The sequence below is a fragment of the Pseudomonas putida genome, from assembly GCA_041071465.1.
GTDB classification, from domain to species: Bacteria; Pseudomonadota; Gammaproteobacteria; order Pseudomonadales; family Pseudomonadaceae; genus Aquipseudomonas; species Aquipseudomonas putida_P.
Map to the genome: position 1 here is coordinate 1882531 of CP163498.1, position 15416 is coordinate 1897946.

Sequence of the window (15416 nt, forward strand, 5' to 3'; positions counted from 1 at the left end):
GGCAGAAAACACAGAGGCCCAACCGATGTGCCTGATCGTATTTGCCTGGCGGCCGGGGCACGCCCTGCCGCTGATCGTGGCGGCCAACCGCGACGAATTCTATGCCCGCCCCACCCAGCCCCTGGCAGCCTGGGACGATGCGCCCGGCGTACACGCCGGGCGAGACCTGGAAGCCGGTGGTACCTGGCTGGGCGTGGGCCCGCAGGGGCGCTTTGCCGCGCTGACCAACATCCGCGACCCGGGCCAGGCGCTGGGGCCACGCTCGCGGGGTGAGCTGGTGGCGGCGTACCTGCAGGGTGAAATGGGTGTCGAGGCTTACCTGGGCCAGGTGGCCAGCCGAAGTGGGCAGTATTCGGGGTTCAACCTGCTGGTGGGTGATGGCCAGCAGCTGGGATATCTGAATGCTCGGGAAGCCACGCCGCGCCTGCTGCATGCCGGGGTGTACGGGTTATCCAATGCCGGGCTGGATACGCCATGGCCGAAGCTGGTGAAGGCACGTAGCGGGCTGGAGGGCCTGCTGGAAGCGCCCGAGCCGCATCGGTTGCTGGCGTTGCTGGCAGATAACGAGCCTGCGGCTGAGGGTGACCTACCCGAGACGGGCGTGGGAGTAGCGACCGAGAAGTTGCTGTCGAGTGTGTTTATTGCCAGCCAGAATTATGGGACGCGGGCAAGTACGGTGCTGATTGTGGATGATCAGGGCAAAAGACGACTGGTTGAGCGCAGCTTCGGGCCTTTTGGTGGGCACTTGGGGGAAGTTGAGCTTACGGTCTGAGGGCCATGGGGCCGCAAGGCGGCCCCCGAATTTCACAGGGTTTTATTGGCCCCAGGCCCAATCATCCGCGCCAACCCAAGGTTCTTCAGTGCCAACTGCAGCGAGCTGTGGATAACCTGCGGGTTGTCATGGCTCAGGGCCTCGGCCAGCAGTTCCGTGGCCTTGCTCATGTTCACCTGACGCAGCATCCACTTCACCTTCGGCAGGTTGGTGGCGTTCATCGACAGGCTGTCGAAGCCCATGGCCATCAACAGTATCGCCGCCGCTGGGTCACCGGCCATCTCACCACAGATGCTCACTGGCTTGCCTTCGCCATGGGCGTCGCGCACAACCGTGTTCAACGCCTGCAGCACCGCCGGGTGCAGGTAGTCGTAAAGGTCGGCGACCCTCGGGTTGTTGCGGTCAACCGCCAGCAGGTACTGGGTCAGGTCGTTGGAACCGACCGACAGGAAGTCCACCTGCCGCGCCAGCTCCTTGGTCTGGTACACCGCTGCCGGGATTTCCACCATCACACCCACCGGCGGCATCGGCACGTCGGTGCCTTCGTCACGCACTTCGCCCCAGGCGCGGTGAATCAGGTGCAGCGCCTCTTCCAGCTCGTGAATGCCGGAAATCATCGGTAGCAGGATGCGCAGGTTGTTCAGGCCCTCGCTGGCCTTGAGCATGGCGCGGGTTTGTACCAGGAAGATTTCCGGGTGGTCGAGGGTGACGCGGATGCCGCGCCAACCCAGGAAGGGGTTTTCTTCCTTGATCGGGAAGTACGACAGCGCCTTGTCACCCCCAATGTCGAGGGTACGCATGGTCACCGGCAGCGGGTGGAAGGCCGCCAGTTGCTCACGGTAAATGGCCAGCTGCTCTTTCTCGCTGGGGAAGCGCTGGTTGATCATGAACGGCACTTCAGTGCGGTACAGGCCGACCCCTTCGGCGCCGCGTTGCTGTGCACGGGCCACGTCGGCGAGCAGGCCAGTGTTGACCCACAGCGGCATGCGATGGCCATCGGGGGTAACGCATGGCAGTTCGCGCAGGGCATCCAGGCCCTGGGCCAGCTGACGCTCTTCCTCGACCACTTCGCTGTACTGCTTGCGCAGCACTTCGCTGGGGTTGGTGAACACCTCGCCCTTGTAACCGTCGACGATCAGTTCAATGCCATCGACTTTGGAGTACGGCAGGTCCACCAGGCCCATGACCGTGGGAATGCCCATGGCGCGAGCGAGGATGGCAACGTGAGAGTTGCCCGAACCCAGCACCGAGACCAGGCCTACCAGCTTGCCTTCCGGCACTTCACCGAGCATGGCCGGCGTCAGCTCTTCACTGACCAGGATGGTGTTGTCGGCATACACCAGCGATTGCGAGCGGGCTTCCTGCAGGTAGGCCAGCAGGCGCCGGCCAAGGTCCTTGACGTCGGAGGCGCGCTCGCGCAGGTAGTCATCGTCCATCAGCTCGAAGCGGTTGACGTGCTCGCCAACCACCTGGCGCAGCGCGCCCTGAGCCCATTGGCCGGTCTTGATGACCTCGGTCACCTCACCGCCCAGGGCTGCGTCTTCAAGCATCATCAGGTACACATCGAACAGCGCGCGCTCTTCCGGGCGCAGCTGGGTGGCCAGCTTGGCCGACAGCTTGCGCATGTCGTCGCGCACGCCTTCAAGGGCGTTCTGGAACAGCTTCAGTTCAGCGTCGATGTCATCGACAGTCTTGTCCGGCACCACTTCCAGGTCGGCCGGCGGCAACATCACCACCGCGCGCCCCACGGCAGCGCCAGGCGAGCCAGGCACACCCACGAAGCGCGCTTCCTGAATACCCTTGCCCTGGCGACCCAGGCCACGGATCGAGCCCGTGGCTTCGGCATGGGCGATTACCCCGGCGAGCTGGGCGCTCATGGTGACCAGGAAGGCTTCCTCGCCCTCGTCGAACTGGCGGCGCTCCTTTTGCTGAATGACCAATACCCCGACCACACGGCGGTGGTGGATGATCGGTGCACCCAGGAAGGAGGCGAATTTCTCTTCGCCGGTTTCGGCAAAGTAGCGATAACGCGGGTGGTCGGCGGCGTTTTCCAGGTTCAGCGGCTCTTCCCGGGTACCCACCAGGCCAACCAGGCCTTCGTTGGGGGCCATGCTGACCTTGCCGATGGAGCGCTTGTTCAGGCCTTCGGTAGCCATCAGCACGAAGCGGTTGGTTTCCGGGTCGAGCAGGTAGACCGAGCAGACTTGGCTGCCCATGGCTTCCTTGACGCGCAAGACAATGATCCCCAACGCCGACTTGAGATCTTTGGCGGAGTTTACTTCCTGGACGATCTTGCGCAGCGTATTGAGCATGGCTCGGGGTCGAACTCCGTCGTCAGTCGCGCGTCAGTAGACGCGGTGCTAGCTCTTTCAGGGCGCGTCGGTACACCTCGCGCTTGAATGTCACAACCTGGCCCAGCGGATACCAATAGCTCACCCAGCGCCAGCCGTCGAATTCCGGCTTGCCGGTCAGGTCCATCCGCACCCGTTGTTCGTTGCTGACCAGGCGCAGCAGGAACCACTTCTGCTTCTGGCCGATGCACAGCGGCTGGCTGTGGGTACGTACCAGTCGCTGCGGTAAACGATAACGCAACCAGCCACGGGTGCAGGCAAGAATTTCCACATCGTCGCGTTCAAGGCCAACTTCTTCGTTCAGCTCGCGGTACAGGGCATCTTCAGGCGTCTCGTCAGGGTTGATACCACCCTGGGGGAACTGCCAGGCATCCTGGTTGATCCGTCGAGCCCATAGCACCTGCCCGGCATCATTCGTAAGAATGATCCCGACATTGGGGCGAAAACCATCCGGGTCGATCACGGCAGCAACCTCGCAAACGCATGTCCCCGCATTGTTCCACAAAGCTTGCGAGCGCAGCAACGCGCCCGCCAAGCTTATGTGCAGCAGCGTGAAAACTCCGTATTCTGCGGGCCTACCCTGTGGCTGATGCGAGTGACCGCGATGCGCCTGGCTTTATTCGACCTGGACAATACCCTCCTCGGTGGCGACAGCGACCATGCCTGGGGTGACTACCTTTGCGAGCGTGGCATCCTCGACCCACTCGCCTACAAGCAACGCAACGATGGTTTCTACCAGGACTACCTCAACGGCACCCTGGACCTGCAGGCCTACCTGGCCTTTTCCATGGAGATCCTGGCGGCAACGCCCGTGGCCCAGCTCGACGAATGGCACCGCGACTTCATGCGCGACTGCATCGAACCGATCATCCTGCCCAAGGCCCTGGCCCTGCTGCAGCAGCACCGCGAGGCGGGCGACCAGTTGGTGATCATTACCGCTACCAACCGCTTCGTCACCGCGCCAATTGCACGGCGTCTTGGCATTCGCGTGCTGCTGGCAACCGAGTGCGAGATGCGCGACGGTCGCTATACCGGGCGTAGTACCGATATACCGTGTTTCCGTGAAGGCAAGGTGACGCGGCTGGACCGCTGGATGCTGGAGAACGGCTTTGATCTCGAGGACAGCTACTTCTATAGCGACTCGATGAATGACCTGCCGCTATTGCAGCGGGTGACGCATGCGGTGGCGGTGGACCCGGACCCGAACTTGCGGGCCGAGGCCGAGAAGCGCGGGTGGCCGGTGGTTTCGCTGAGGGATTGAGATTACAGGGATTCGCGCTCCCCTGTGGGATCGGCCTTGCGTCGCGATGGAGGGCGAAGCCCTCCTCTGGCCTCAAACTGGCTTGGCACCCATCAGCCCGGCAATGGACAGGAAGCACACCCCGCTGAACACCGCCAGCGCCAGGGTAAACCGCAGCCCTACCACTTCGGCCTTGCGCAGCCGGTTCAGCCGTACCAGCAGCCACCACACGGCAAACGCGCCAAAGGTATAGATGACGCTGGACGCCAGCACCCAGGTCTGCCCCAGCGGCCAGCCCACCAGATGCACCAGCCACCAACCGGTAAGCGGCATGCTCACCAGGCACAGGCCCATCACCAGCCAGACAAATACCAACGGCCGGCGCAGCAGCTTTGCATAAGCCTCGGCATCACCCTGACGGCGGGCGCGAACGGTCCAGGCCGCCAAGCCCAAGGCGCCCAAAAGCAGCAGTGCGGTGGCAATGATGTGCAAGGTCTTGAGGGTGGTCAGGTGTTCCATGTCTTCACATCCTTGAGCGATAAGCCAAGCTTAGCCGCTCAGCCCAGGAACAGCTTGTAAGCGGGGTTTTCGGTCTCGTCCCAGTACGGGTAGCCGATCTTGGCCAGCGCCGCCGGTACCAGGTGACGCTCATCCTCCGGCACCTGCAGGCCTGCCACCACACGCCCGTCAGCTGCGCCATGGTTGCGGTAGTGGAACATCGAGATGTTCCAGCGCCCGCCCAACTTGTTGAGGAAGTTGAACAGCGCCCCTGGCCGCTCGGGGAACTCGAAGCGCAGTACCATTTCGTCACTGGCACCGGCCGAATGGCCACCCACCATATGGCGGATATGCAACTTGGCAAGCTCGTTGTCGGTCAGGTCGGTAACTGGGAAGCCCTGCTCGGTCAGTTGCTGCACCAGCGCTGCACGCGGGTCGTTTTCCGGGTGGGTCTGCACGCCCACGAAGATATGCGCTTCGTCCGAGGTGTGCTTGCGGTAGTTGAACTCGGTGATCTGGCGCTTGCCAATGGCCTCGCAGAAGGCCTTGAAGCTGCCCGGTCGCTCGGGAATGGTCACGGCGATGATCGCCTCACGCTTTTCACCCAACTCGGCACGCTCGGCCACATGGCGCAGGCGGTCGAAGTTGACGTTGGCACCAGAGTCGATAGCCACCAGCGTCTGCCCGGTCACGCCATACAGCTCGACGTACTTCTTGATGCCCGCAACGCCCAAGGCGCCGGCAGGTTCGGTGATCGAGCGGGTATCGTCGTAGATATCCTTGATTGCTGCGCAAATCTCGTCTGTGCTGACGGTGACGACTTCGTCCACATGGTGGCGGCAGATATCGAAGGTGTGCTGGCCAATCTGGGCCACCGCCACACCGTCGGCGAACAGCCCGACCTGCGGCAGCACCACGCGCTCACCGGCGGCCATGGCCGCCTGTAGGCAGTTGGAGTCGTCCGGCTCGACGCCGATTACCTTGATTTCCGGGCGCAGGTACTTCACGTAGGCGGCAATACCGGCGATCAGGCCACCGCCACCCACCGGCACGAAGATCGCGCCCAGCTGGCCAGGGTGCTGGCGCAGGATTTCCATGGCCACGGTGCCCTGACCGGCGATGGTGTGCGGGTCGTCGTAAGGGTGAACATAGACAAAGCCCTTTTCGTCGACCAGTTTCAGCGAATAGGCCAGCGCCTCGGGGAACGAGTCGCCATGCAACACCACCTTGCCGCCCCGTGAGCGCACGCCCTCGACCTTGATTTCCGGGGTGGTCTTGGGCATCACGATGGTGGCCTTGATGCCCATTTCGCGCGCAGCCAGGGCCAGGCCCTGGGCGTGGTTGCCGGCCGAGGCGGTGACCACGCCACGGGCCAGTTCCTCTGGGCTCAGCTGGGCCAGCTTGTTGTACGCCCCGCGGATCTTGAACGAGAACACCGGCTGCAGGTCTTCGCGCTTGAGCAAAATCTGGTTGCCCAGCCGCTTGCTCAGTTGCCCGGCGCTCTGCAACGGGGTTTCGACGGCAACGTCATAGACGCGCGAGGTGAGGATCTTCTTGACGTACTGTTCGAGCATCGGGAATGCATCACTGGGCCGCGGGACAAGGGCTGGAAGTCTACCCCAGCGCTACGTCGGGCGACCACAGCAAAGCCGTGCGAGCCGTTATACTAGGCAACTTTGAAACCGCCCTGCCCCTTTCGGAGCCCGCATGACCCAGGACCAACTCAAACAGGCCGTCGCCCAGGCCGCTGTCGACTTCATTCTGCCCAAGCTGGATGAAAAGAGCGTTGTCGGCGTCGGTACCGGTTCGACCGCCAACTTCTTCATCGACGCCCTGGCTCAGCACAAGACCGCCTTCGACGGCGCAGTCGCCAGCTCCGAAGCCACTGCCCAGCGCCTGAAGGGCCATGGCATCCCGGTGTACGAGCTGAACAGCGTCAGCGAGCTTGAGTTCTACGTGGACGGCGCCGACGAAAGCGACGCGCACCTGAACCTGATCAAGGGCGGCGGCGCAGCCCTGACCCGCGAGAAGATCGTCGCGGCCGTAGCCAAGACCTTCATCTGCATCGCCGACGGCAGCAAGCTGGTGCCCGTGCTGGGCGCCTTCCCGCTGCCGGTTGAAGTGATCCCGATGGCCCGCAGCCACGTGGCGCGCCAGCTGGTCAAGCTGGGCGGCGACCCGGTGTACCGCGAAGGCGTGGTCACCGACAACGGCAACGTGATCCTCGACGTGCACAACCTGCAGATCACCAACCCGGTGGAGCTGGAAGCGCAGATCAACGCCATCGTTGGCGTGGTCACCAACGGCCTGTTCGCGGCGCGACCGGCGGACCTGCTGCTGCTCGGTACCTCTGAAGGTGTGAAGAGCCTGAAGGCCGAGTAAGCTTCGGCGAGGGCTTCGCCCTCGTGTCGCGACACAAGGCCGCTCCTACAGGGGTACGCCATCTCCTGTAGGAGCGGCCTTGTGTCGCGATGGGCTGCAAAGCAGCCCCACCTGCTCACTCCGTTACCTGCTTGAACACATAAAACAGGTTCGGCTCACTGACCAGGTAAATGGTCCCCACCTCATCCATCGCAATCCCCTCCGCCTGCGGCACCGTCGCCTGCAACCCCTGCGACCCCTTGCGCAGCGACAAGGTACTCAGCGGCCTGCCTTCTACATCCAGCTCCAGCACCAGCCGCGACTCGTCCGACAGCGCCAGCAAGTGCCCGCTGCGCTCATCGAACTGCAAACTCGACAGGTCCCTTACAAACAGCCGTGAATCGCGCTTGCGGTCCTGTACCACATGCACGGCGTAGGGCTTTTCCGGGTTGTCATGCGGGAAGCCATGCACCTCATAGATCAGCATCGGGTCGCGCTCCTTGGCCACGAACAGCCGCTTGCCCGCCGAATCGTATGCCAGGCCCTCGAATCCCTTGTTGCCGTTCAGGCCAATGCCCAGGCTGAGCTGTTCGGCGTCACCGGCATCGAGGAACATCGTGTCGTCTTCCAGCCTTACGCGAATCAGCCGTTGCTGACGCTCGTCGGTAATCACATAACTGTTTGGCCCAACGTACTCCACAGCCTCCGGGTCGCCGAAGCCGGTCAGCGGCACGCGGCGCAGGATGCGGCCGTCCAGCGACAGCTCGATCAGCTCCGAACGGGCATTGGTGACGGTGAAAAGGGTTTTGCGGTCGGGTCGTAGGTTAGCGCCGAAATGTCATCATCCAGCCCTTCGACCGGCTGCGCCTCCAGCACTACCCGGTAGCGGTCCAGGCCAATGCTCCGCTCGGCAGGGTGCCACCAGGTCTTCAGGTTGAACCAGCCACGCTCGAACAGGCGAAACTCCTGCCCGGCCCAGCCAAGCATGAGCAGGCCAAGGGCAACCAGAACAAGGAACAGGCGAACAAAACGGCGCATAAGAGCAGACTCGACACAGGGGTGGCGAATCTAATCATTAATGGCTGAAACGAAGCTTAATGCCAGCATCAGGCAAATCTGATGATGTTGTCAGTTCTTCTTGAAGCGATAGAACAGCGCCGGCTCGCTGACCATGTACAGGTTGCCCTTATCGTCCATGGCCACCCCTTCAGCCCGCGGGATGGTGTCTTCAAGCCCGTTGAAGCCGCCCAGCAGGGTCATGAAACTGACTTGCTGGCCCTGCTCGTCCAGCTCCAGCAGCATGTTGGAATCGGCCGACAGCACCAGCAAGTGGCCGGTGCGTGGGTCAACGCCCAGGGCAGAGAGGTTGCGCAAGTCGAGCTCTTCGCTGGGCAGCGGCTGCTTCTCACCCTGGAGCGGGCTGCGACCATCGGTGTTCCAGGTGTACAGCTTGGGTGGGCGCTCCTCGCCGATGATCAAGCGCTGACGCAGCGGGTCCCAGGCGATGGCCTCGAAACCCTTGTTGCTTTTCACCGACTGGCCCAGGTCGTGGCTCTGGAAGTCGCCGTGGTTCAGTGCCGTGGTCTGCGCGTCCACCTTGACCACGGTCAGGTCGTGCAGACGCTCGTCGGTAATGGCCAGGTTGCCGTCTTCCAGCACGGCGACACCCTCCGGGTTGCTCCAGCCGTTGAGCGGGATCTTGCGCAGAACATCGCCCTCCAGGCTCAACTCGACCAGGATCGGGTTCTTGCCCATGACCGCGAACAGGGTACGGGTATGCGGGTTGAAGGCCACGTCCGAGGCTTCGTCATCGTCCATGCCCGGTAGCGGTTTGGCGTCGATGTCCACCTGATAGTCCGGCAGCCACACGCTTTCGCTGCGCTCGGCGGTGCTTTCGAAGCTCTCCTTTACCCACAGTGCACCACGGTCATCCCAGTGCATGGCTACCGATACGCCATAACCGATCACCGCCGCCACAGCCAGGCCGAAGGGCCAGCGCAGAAAGAAGCGACGCTTGGGTGTTGCCGGGGCGGAGGGTGATGGCATGCGCGGTTCCTGGGAAATGGGCGTGGGTGCGCGCATTATCCTGATCGGGTGTGAAAAATCGGTAAACAGGTCCGGCCTCTTCGCGGGTAAACCCGCTCCCACAGGTACTGCACAGCTCTCAAGCCTTGTGCAGTACCTGTGGGAGCGGGTTTACCCGCGAAGAAGGCAACACGGTTTCGAGTCAGAACACTCGGCTTTCGAAGCGGCTGACACCCGGCAGCTCCAGCGCCAGCTCGTCACCGACATTGAACGGCCCCACACCCGCCGGGGTACCGGTGAGGATCACATCCCCCGCCTGCAGCGAAAAATGCGCCGCCATGTACTGGATCATCGGCACGATCGGGTTAAGCATCATCGCGCTGTTGCCGTCCTGACGCACTTCGCCGTTGACGGTCAGGCGCACCGGGATGTCGGTGACATCCTCGAAACTGGCGGCCGAGACGAACGGCGGCAGTACGCAGGCCCCGTCAAAGCACTTGGCCAGTTCCCACGGCAGGCCCTTCTCTTTCAGTTTGGCCTGCACGTCGCGCAGGGTCAGGTCCAGCGCCGGGGCGTAGCCGGAAATGGCATCCAGCACCTCTTCCTCGCTCGGGTGGGCCGACAGCGGCTTGCCCAGCAGCACGGCAATTTCGGCCTCGTAGTGCACCGAACCCCGCTCGGCCGGGATCTTGAAGCCGCCTTCGGCCGGCACCACACAGCTGCCTGGCTTGATGAACAGCAGCGGTTCGGTGGGGATCGGGTTGTCCAGTTCCTTGGCATGCTCGGCATAGTTACGGCCGATGCACACCACCTTGCCCAGCGGGAAGTGAATGCGCGTGCCGTCTACGTACTGGTGCTGGTAACTCATGGCCGACTCCTCTACTGCTTTTTATACGGGAGCGAAGATCTTACCCGGATTCATGATGCCGTTAGGGTCGAACACGGCCTTTATTGCCTTCATGCAGGCGATTTCTTCCGGCGAGCGGCTGTAGCCCAGGTAGTCGCGCTTGGTCATACCCACGCCATGCTCGGCGGAGATCGAGCCGTTGTAGCGTTTGACGATATCGAACACCCACTTGTTGACCTTGGTGCACGAGGCGAAGAAGTCGTCTTTGCTCATGTGCTCGGGCTTGAGGATGTTCAGGTGCAGGTTGCCGTCGCCGATATGGCCGTACCACACCACTTCATAATCGGGGTAATGCTCCGCGACGATGGCGTCGATATCGCGCAGGAACGCGGGCACTTTCGACACGGTGACGGAAATGTCGTTCTTGTACGGGGTCCAGTGCGAGATGGTTTCAGACAGGTACTCGCGCAGCTTCCACAGGTTTTTCAGCTGGGTTTCGCTCTGGCTCATCACCCCGTCCAGCACCCAACCCTGCTCGACGCAGTGCTCAAAGGTGGCCAAGGCTTCGTTGGCCACCGCTTCGGTGCTGGCCTCGAACTCCAGCAGTGCGTAGAACGGGCAATCGGTCTCGAACGGCGCCGGCACGTCACCGCGTGCCAGGATCTTGGCCAAGCCCTTGTCTGAGAAGAACTCGAAGGCGGTCAGGTCCAGCTTGCCCTGGAAGGCGTGCAGCACCGGCATGATCGAGTCGAAGTCCGGTGTACCCAGCACCATCGCGGTAAGGTTGCGCGGCGCCCGGTCCAGGCGCATGGTGGCCTCGACCACGAAACCCAACGTGCCTTCGGCACCGATGAACAGCTGGCGCAGGTCGTAGCCGGTGGCGTTCTTGATCAGGTCTTTGTTCAGTTCCAGCAACTCGCCCTTGCCGGTGACCACTTTCAGCCCTGCGACCCAATTGCGGGTCATGCCGTAGCGAATCACCTTGATCCCGCCGGCATTGGTGCCGATGTTGCCGCCAACCTGGCTAGAACCGCTGGAAGCGAAGTCCACCGGGTAATACAGGCCCTGCTCTTCGGCGTAGGCCTGCAATTGCCGGGTGATGACCCCTGGCTGGCAGACCACGGTGCGGTCGAAGGCATTGAAGCCGAGAATCTGGTTCATGTAATCGAAGGAAACGACAACCTCGCCATTGGCCGCCACAGCGCCGGCAGAAAGCCCAGTGCGCCCGCCAGACGGCACCAGCGCCACCTGGTGCGCATTGGCCCAGCGCACAATGGCCTGCACCTGCTCGACCGTCTTGGGAAAGACGATGGCGCTGGGCGCCGGCGGATAATGCTTGGTCCAGTCCTTGCCATAGGCTTCGAGGGAAGCCGCGTCGGTCAGGACCTTGCCAGGGTCGACAAGGGTCATCAGTTCTTCAATAACAGCGGGGTGGGTCATCGCTGGAACTCTCGACTTATTCATAGTCACCCTGAGTACTCTTCACCTGTCGGGATAAGCTCAGATTGTGTCGCGTATGCTAGCATAGCCCTCCCGCTGTTCATGCTAAGGCTGCCCTCGCGCCTGGCATCACCCCTCGCCATTTTTTCTCCGGGATACAGGTTTACGCAGATGAGCAAGACTTCTCTCGACAAGAGCAAGATCCGGTTCCTTCTTCTTGAAGGTGTGCACCAGAACGCAGTCGATACCCTCAAGGCTGCCGGCTACACCAACATCGAATACCTCACTGGTTCGTTGCCGGAAGCCGAGCTGAAGGAAAAGATCGCCGATGCCCACTTTATCGGCATCCGTTCACGCACCCAGCTTACCGAAGAGATCTTCGACTGCGCCAAGAAACTGGTCGCTGTTGGCTGCTTCTGCATCGGCACCAACCAGGTTGACCTGGAAGCTGCCCGCCAGCGCGGTATCGCCGTGTTCAACGCGCCATACTCCAACACCCGTTCGGTCGCCGAGCTGGTACTGGCCGAGGCCATCCTGCTGCTGCGCGGCATCCCAGAGAAAACGCTTCCTGCCACCGTGGTGGCTGGATCAAGAGTGCGGCCAACTCGTTCGAAATCCGTGGCAAGAAACTGGGCATCGTCGGCTACGGCTCGATCGGTACCCAACTGTCGGTCCTGGCCGAAAACCTGGGCATGCAGGTGTACTTCTACGACCCGCTGACCAAACTGCCACTGGGCAACGCCGTGCAGGTCACCAGCCTGAACGAGCTGCTGGGCCTGGCCGACATCGTCTCGCTGCACGTGCCTGAGCTGCCGTCCACCCAGTGGATGATCGGCGAGAAGGAAATCCGCGCGATGAAGAAAGGCGCGATCCTGATCAACGCCGCCCGTGGCACCGTGGTCGAACTGGACCACCTGGCCGCTGCCATCAAGGACAAGCACCTGATCGGCGCCGCCATCGACGTGTTCCCGATCGAGCCGCGCTCCAACGACGAAGAGTTCGAAAGCCCGCTGCGCGGCCTGGACAACGTGATCCTGACCCCGCACATCGGTGGTTCCACCGCCGAAGCCCAGGCCAACATCGGCCTGGAAGTGGCCGAGAAGCTGGTCAAGTACAGCGACAACGGTACTTCGGTATCTTCGGTCAACTTCCCGGAAGTGGCCCTGCCGGCGCACCCAGGCAAGCACCGCCTGCTGCACATTCACGAAAACATTCCCGGCGTACTCAGCGAGATCAACAAGGTCTTCGCCGAGAACGGCATCAACATCTCCGGTCAGTTCCTGCAGACCAACGAGAAAGTCGGTTACGTGGTAATCGACGTTGACGCCGAGTACTCGGACCTTGCGCAAGAAAAACTGCAACAGGTCAAGGGCACCATCCGTTCCCGCGTGCTGTTCTAAGTTTGCTTGCTGCATGAAAAGGGAGGCCCTTGGGCCTCCCTTTTTTATTTCACTTCAACCGTGATCTTCTTCGATTCCACGCTTGGCTTGAACGGCACGTGATACTGGTCCCCCAGGATCAGTTGCAAGGTGTGCTTGCCCGGCGTCAGGGTGATGCTGGTTTCGGTCTGCGCCTTGCCGAAGTGCAGCACCTGCGGGCCCGCCGGCAGTGCGGTGCCAGCCTCCGGCATCAGGCTGGTCGGCAGCGGCATGTCAGCCACTGGCTCTTTGTCCACATCCACCAGCAGGTGGTGGTGCCCGGTGTGCGGGGTCTGATCACCCGCAGGCTTGAGGGCCATACCCTCGATGCCGAACTTGACGGTGAAGGTCTTGTCGACCGTAGCGCCATCGGCGGGGGAAACGATGAAGACCTTGGCATCCTTGGGCGGCTCCTGGCTCTTCAGGGCGTCCGCGGCACTGGCGAACACCGACGCGCCCATCAACAGACCGGCAACGGCAGCACGCGAAATTAGGCTGTTCATTCACTTCTCCTGTGATTCACTTATTGACCGCAGCCTGGGATCCGACGGCGGCGGTAGTTCACATTAGTTGAATTATTCGCCAAGGTGTTCACATTGTCCGACAGAAATATTTCGGTCAGGGTTAAACAATGCCGAGGCTTCAAGGTCATAGGCTGCGTTCGATCACGGCGAGGAAGAAAGCCGTGGCGACAGTATTCAATCTGCTAAAAGAAAAGGGGCATTCATGCGTTCGACCATAGGGGTACTGCTGGCAGTACTGATCAGTCCATTGGCCCAGGCGGAGCTGATCGACGAAATCGCCGACCGGGGCGAACTGCGCATTGCCGTACAGGCTGATAATTCGCCGTACGCATTCAAACAAGACGACCACCTGACGGGTTTCGACATCGAATTTGGCCAGGACCTGGCCAGGGAGCTGGACTTGCGCGCCGAGTTCGTCGAAGCCCCTGCAACAGAAGTGCTGACAGGTGTCGAGAGCGGCAAGTACGACATCGCGCTCACGCCATCGACCGATGCGCTCAAGGGCGACGACGGCCCGCTCGATGTAAGCCTTCCCATTGGCGAAAAAAAGCTGGTGATCCCGTTCCAGAAGGACAACCCGGCGTTCGAAAGCGCGGTGAACAATGCGTTGCAGCGCTTGAAAGAAAGCGGACGCACTGCCGAGCTGGAGCAGAAGTGGTTCAAGGGCGTGCAGGAGACTGCGGCCGGGCAGTAAGATTTATTGCTGCCTGTACCGGCCTCTTCGTGGGTGAACACGCGAGGAGGCCGGTACAGGCTTACAGTGACAGTTCAGCCAGCGCCTGCGCCGCCTGCTCCAGCTCCAATTCGCTGAACACCTGCACCCCAGCCCGCCGCAACAGCGCCGTGGTCACCCCTTCCCCCGCTACCTTCACACCGCTGAACGTGCCGTCATAGGTCAACCGGTTACCACACGAAGGGCTACCCGCCTTCAACACCGCCACGCGGATGCCATGCCGCTGCGCCAGTTCCAGCGCCAGCTGCGCCCCAGCCAGAAACTCGGCACTGACATCGCTGCCCGTCACTGTGAGCACCTGCGCGCCGCCATCGAGCACCGCCCCGCCCTGCCCGCCTGGTATCTCCGCTGGCGGGCGCGGGGTCGGCAAGCCACCGGCTACCTCCGGGCACAAAGCCACAACGCGCCCTTCGGCCTGCCACTGCTGCAACAGGCCCGGGTGCCCACTGGCCCGGCCGTCATAGCGCACCGGCTGCCCCAACAGGCAGGCGCTGACCAGCACCTTGGCCACATCAGAACGGGTCATTGCCACGCCGCCTGAACCAGCCGGTCAACGACAACCGCTCACGCCTGGCCGGCAACACCTCGTGGGGCACTTCGCCGGACAGGAATATCACCAGGCAACCCGCCACTGGCTCCACATCGTGCTCGACACCCTCAGCCAGGAACATGCGCAACTGGCCGCCGTCCTCCGACTGCCACCCCTCGTTCAGGTACAGCACCGCCGAGACCATGCGCCGGTCATCGTCGCGAAAACGGTCCAGGTGCCGGCGATAGAACGCCCCCGGTGGGTACAAGGCAAAATGGCATTCGAAGTCTTCCAGGCCCAGGAACAGGCCCTGGTTGATCGCCAGCCGCAGTTGGTCCATGGCCGCCAGGTACTGGTCGCAGGCCTCGGCCTGCCCCGGGTCGATCCACTGGATCTGGTCGCCGCGTATGGCTTCGCGCACCTCCTGGGTAGCACCACGCCCAACCCCCGCAGGGTTGAGTTCGCCTTCGGCATCACGGCGTCGGCACTCGGCCGCCAGCGCGCGCACCAGTTCGGCAGGCAGAAAGAGCGCCTGCTGGGACCAGCCTTGGGTGGCCAGATCGTCGACGACGGCCGTAACCATCGGGTGTTCAGGGGAGATGTGCATGGCGCGCATCATATCCATTCGCCCTGTCGCCGCACAGCGCCACTTGGCCGAGAAACACGCGCATATCTCGA

General features: G+C 62.4%; 15 protein-coding genes and 2 pseudogenes. 6 read left to right on the forward strand and 11 right to left on the reverse strand.

The features are described from left to right. Positions 1-25: 25 nt before the first annotated feature. Positions 26-772, forward strand: a complete 747-nt coding sequence (locus AB5975_08685) for an NRDE family protein (protein ID XDR21886.1) — start codon at positions 26-28, stop codon at positions 770-772. A 32-nt stretch (positions 773-804) separates the two neighbouring features. On the opposite strand, the gene ptsP is transcribed toward AB5975_08685, so the two are convergent. Together ptsP and AB5975_08695 are read right to left on the reverse strand one after the other, a co-directional pair. Next, complete coding sequence (gene ptsP, locus AB5975_08690) at positions 805-3084, reverse strand: phosphoenolpyruvate--protein phosphotransferase (protein XDR21887.1); 2280 nt, start codon at positions 3082-3084, stop codon at positions 805-807. A 22-nt stretch (positions 3085-3106) separates the two neighbouring features. Continuing rightward, on the reverse strand, positions 3107-3586 hold the full coding sequence (locus AB5975_08695; GenBank protein ID XDR21888.1) for an RNA pyrophosphohydrolase: 480 nt from the start codon (positions 3584-3586) through the stop codon (positions 3107-3109). A 141-nt stretch (positions 3587-3727) separates the two neighbouring features. Here AB5975_08695 and AB5975_08700 point away from each other — a divergent pair, with 141 nt between their 5' ends. Then, the gene (locus tag AB5975_08700) at positions 3728-4384 is read left to right on the forward strand and encodes an HAD family hydrolase (GenBank protein ID XDR21889.1); all 657 of its coding nucleotides are present in this window, start codon (positions 3728-3730) and stop codon (positions 4382-4384) included. Between the two features lie 72 nt (positions 4385-4456). Here the strand turns inward: AB5975_08700 and AB5975_08705 are convergent, their stop codons facing one another. Continuing rightward, positions 4457-4882, reverse strand: coding sequence for a DUF2269 domain-containing protein (locus tag AB5975_08705; protein ID XDR21890.1), 426 nt, complete (start codon positions 4880-4882; stop codon positions 4457-4459). 38 nt (positions 4883-4920) lie between these two features. Continuing rightward, complete coding sequence (gene ilvA / locus AB5975_08710) at positions 4921-6435, reverse strand: threonine ammonia-lyase, biosynthetic (GenBank protein XDR21891.1); 1515 nt, start codon at positions 6433-6435, stop codon at positions 4921-4923. 133 nt (positions 6436-6568) lie between these two features. On the opposite strand from ilvA, the gene rpiA reads away from it, so the two are divergent. After that, a complete protein-coding gene (gene rpiA / locus AB5975_08715) occupies positions 6569-7243 on the forward strand; it encodes a ribose-5-phosphate isomerase RpiA (protein XDR21892.1) in 675 nt (224 codons plus the stop codon). 115 nt (positions 7244-7358) lie between these two features. On the opposite strand, the pseudogene AB5975_08720 reads toward rpiA, so the two are convergent. From AB5975_08720 to AB5975_08735, 4 genes and pseudogenes are all read right to left on the reverse strand, one after another. Beyond that, positions 7359-8260 (reverse strand): annotated as a pseudogene (locus AB5975_08720) (SdiA-regulated domain-containing protein). Positions 8261-8350: 90 nt separating this feature from the next. After that, positions 8351-9268 (reverse strand): SdiA-regulated domain-containing protein, encoded by a 918-nt coding sequence (locus tag AB5975_08725; protein XDR21893.1) that lies wholly within the window; start codon positions 9266-9268, stop codon positions 8351-8353. Between the two features lie 181 nt (positions 9269-9449). Further along, positions 9450-10115, reverse strand: a complete 666-nt coding sequence (locus AB5975_08730; protein XDR21894.1) for a fumarylacetoacetate hydrolase family protein — start codon at positions 10113-10115, stop codon at positions 9450-9452. A gap of 21 nt (positions 10116-10136) precedes the next feature. Further along, entirely contained in the window at positions 10137-11534 is a 1398-nt protein-coding gene (locus AB5975_08735; GenBank protein ID XDR21895.1) for an FAD-binding oxidoreductase, read from the reverse strand. Positions 11535-11705: 171 nt separating this feature from the next. Between AB5975_08735 and AB5975_08740 the strand changes: the two are divergent. Then, a pseudogene (locus tag AB5975_08740) lies at positions 11706-12116 on the forward strand (phosphoglycerate dehydrogenase). 5 nt (positions 12117-12121) lie between these two features. Next, the gene (gene serA, locus AB5975_08745; GenBank protein ID XDR22945.1) at positions 12122-12934 is read left to right on the forward strand and encodes a phosphoglycerate dehydrogenase; all 813 of its coding nucleotides are present in this window, start codon (positions 12122-12124) and stop codon (positions 12932-12934) included. 44 nt (positions 12935-12978) lie between these two features. On the opposite strand, the gene AB5975_08750 is transcribed toward serA, so the two are convergent. Then, positions 12979-13455, reverse strand: a complete 477-nt coding sequence (locus AB5975_08750; protein XDR21896.1) for a DUF4399 domain-containing protein — start codon at positions 13453-13455, stop codon at positions 12979-12981. A gap of 223 nt (positions 13456-13678) precedes the next feature. Here AB5975_08750 and AB5975_08755 point away from each other — a divergent pair, with 223 nt between their 5' ends. Then, positions 13679-14170, forward strand: coding sequence for a transporter substrate-binding domain-containing protein (locus tag AB5975_08755; protein ID XDR21897.1), 492 nt, complete (start codon positions 13679-13681; stop codon positions 14168-14170). 61 nt (positions 14171-14231) lie between these two features. Here the strand turns inward: AB5975_08755 and AB5975_08760 are convergent, their stop codons facing one another. Both AB5975_08760 and AB5975_08765 read right to left on the reverse strand, forming a co-directional pair. Further along, entirely contained in the window at positions 14232-14735 is a 504-nt protein-coding gene (locus tag AB5975_08760) for a DUF523 domain-containing protein (GenBank protein ID XDR21898.1), read from the reverse strand. Beyond that, positions 14722-15354 carry a 2OG-Fe(II) oxygenase gene (locus tag AB5975_08765; protein ID XDR22946.1) on the reverse strand — a complete coding sequence of 211 codons (633 nt, stop codon included), beginning with the start codon at positions 15352-15354 and terminating at the stop codon, positions 14722-14724. The genes AB5975_08760 and AB5975_08765 overlap by 14 nt, the downstream gene beginning before the upstream one ends. Between the last annotated feature and the right edge of the window lie 62 nt (positions 15355-15416).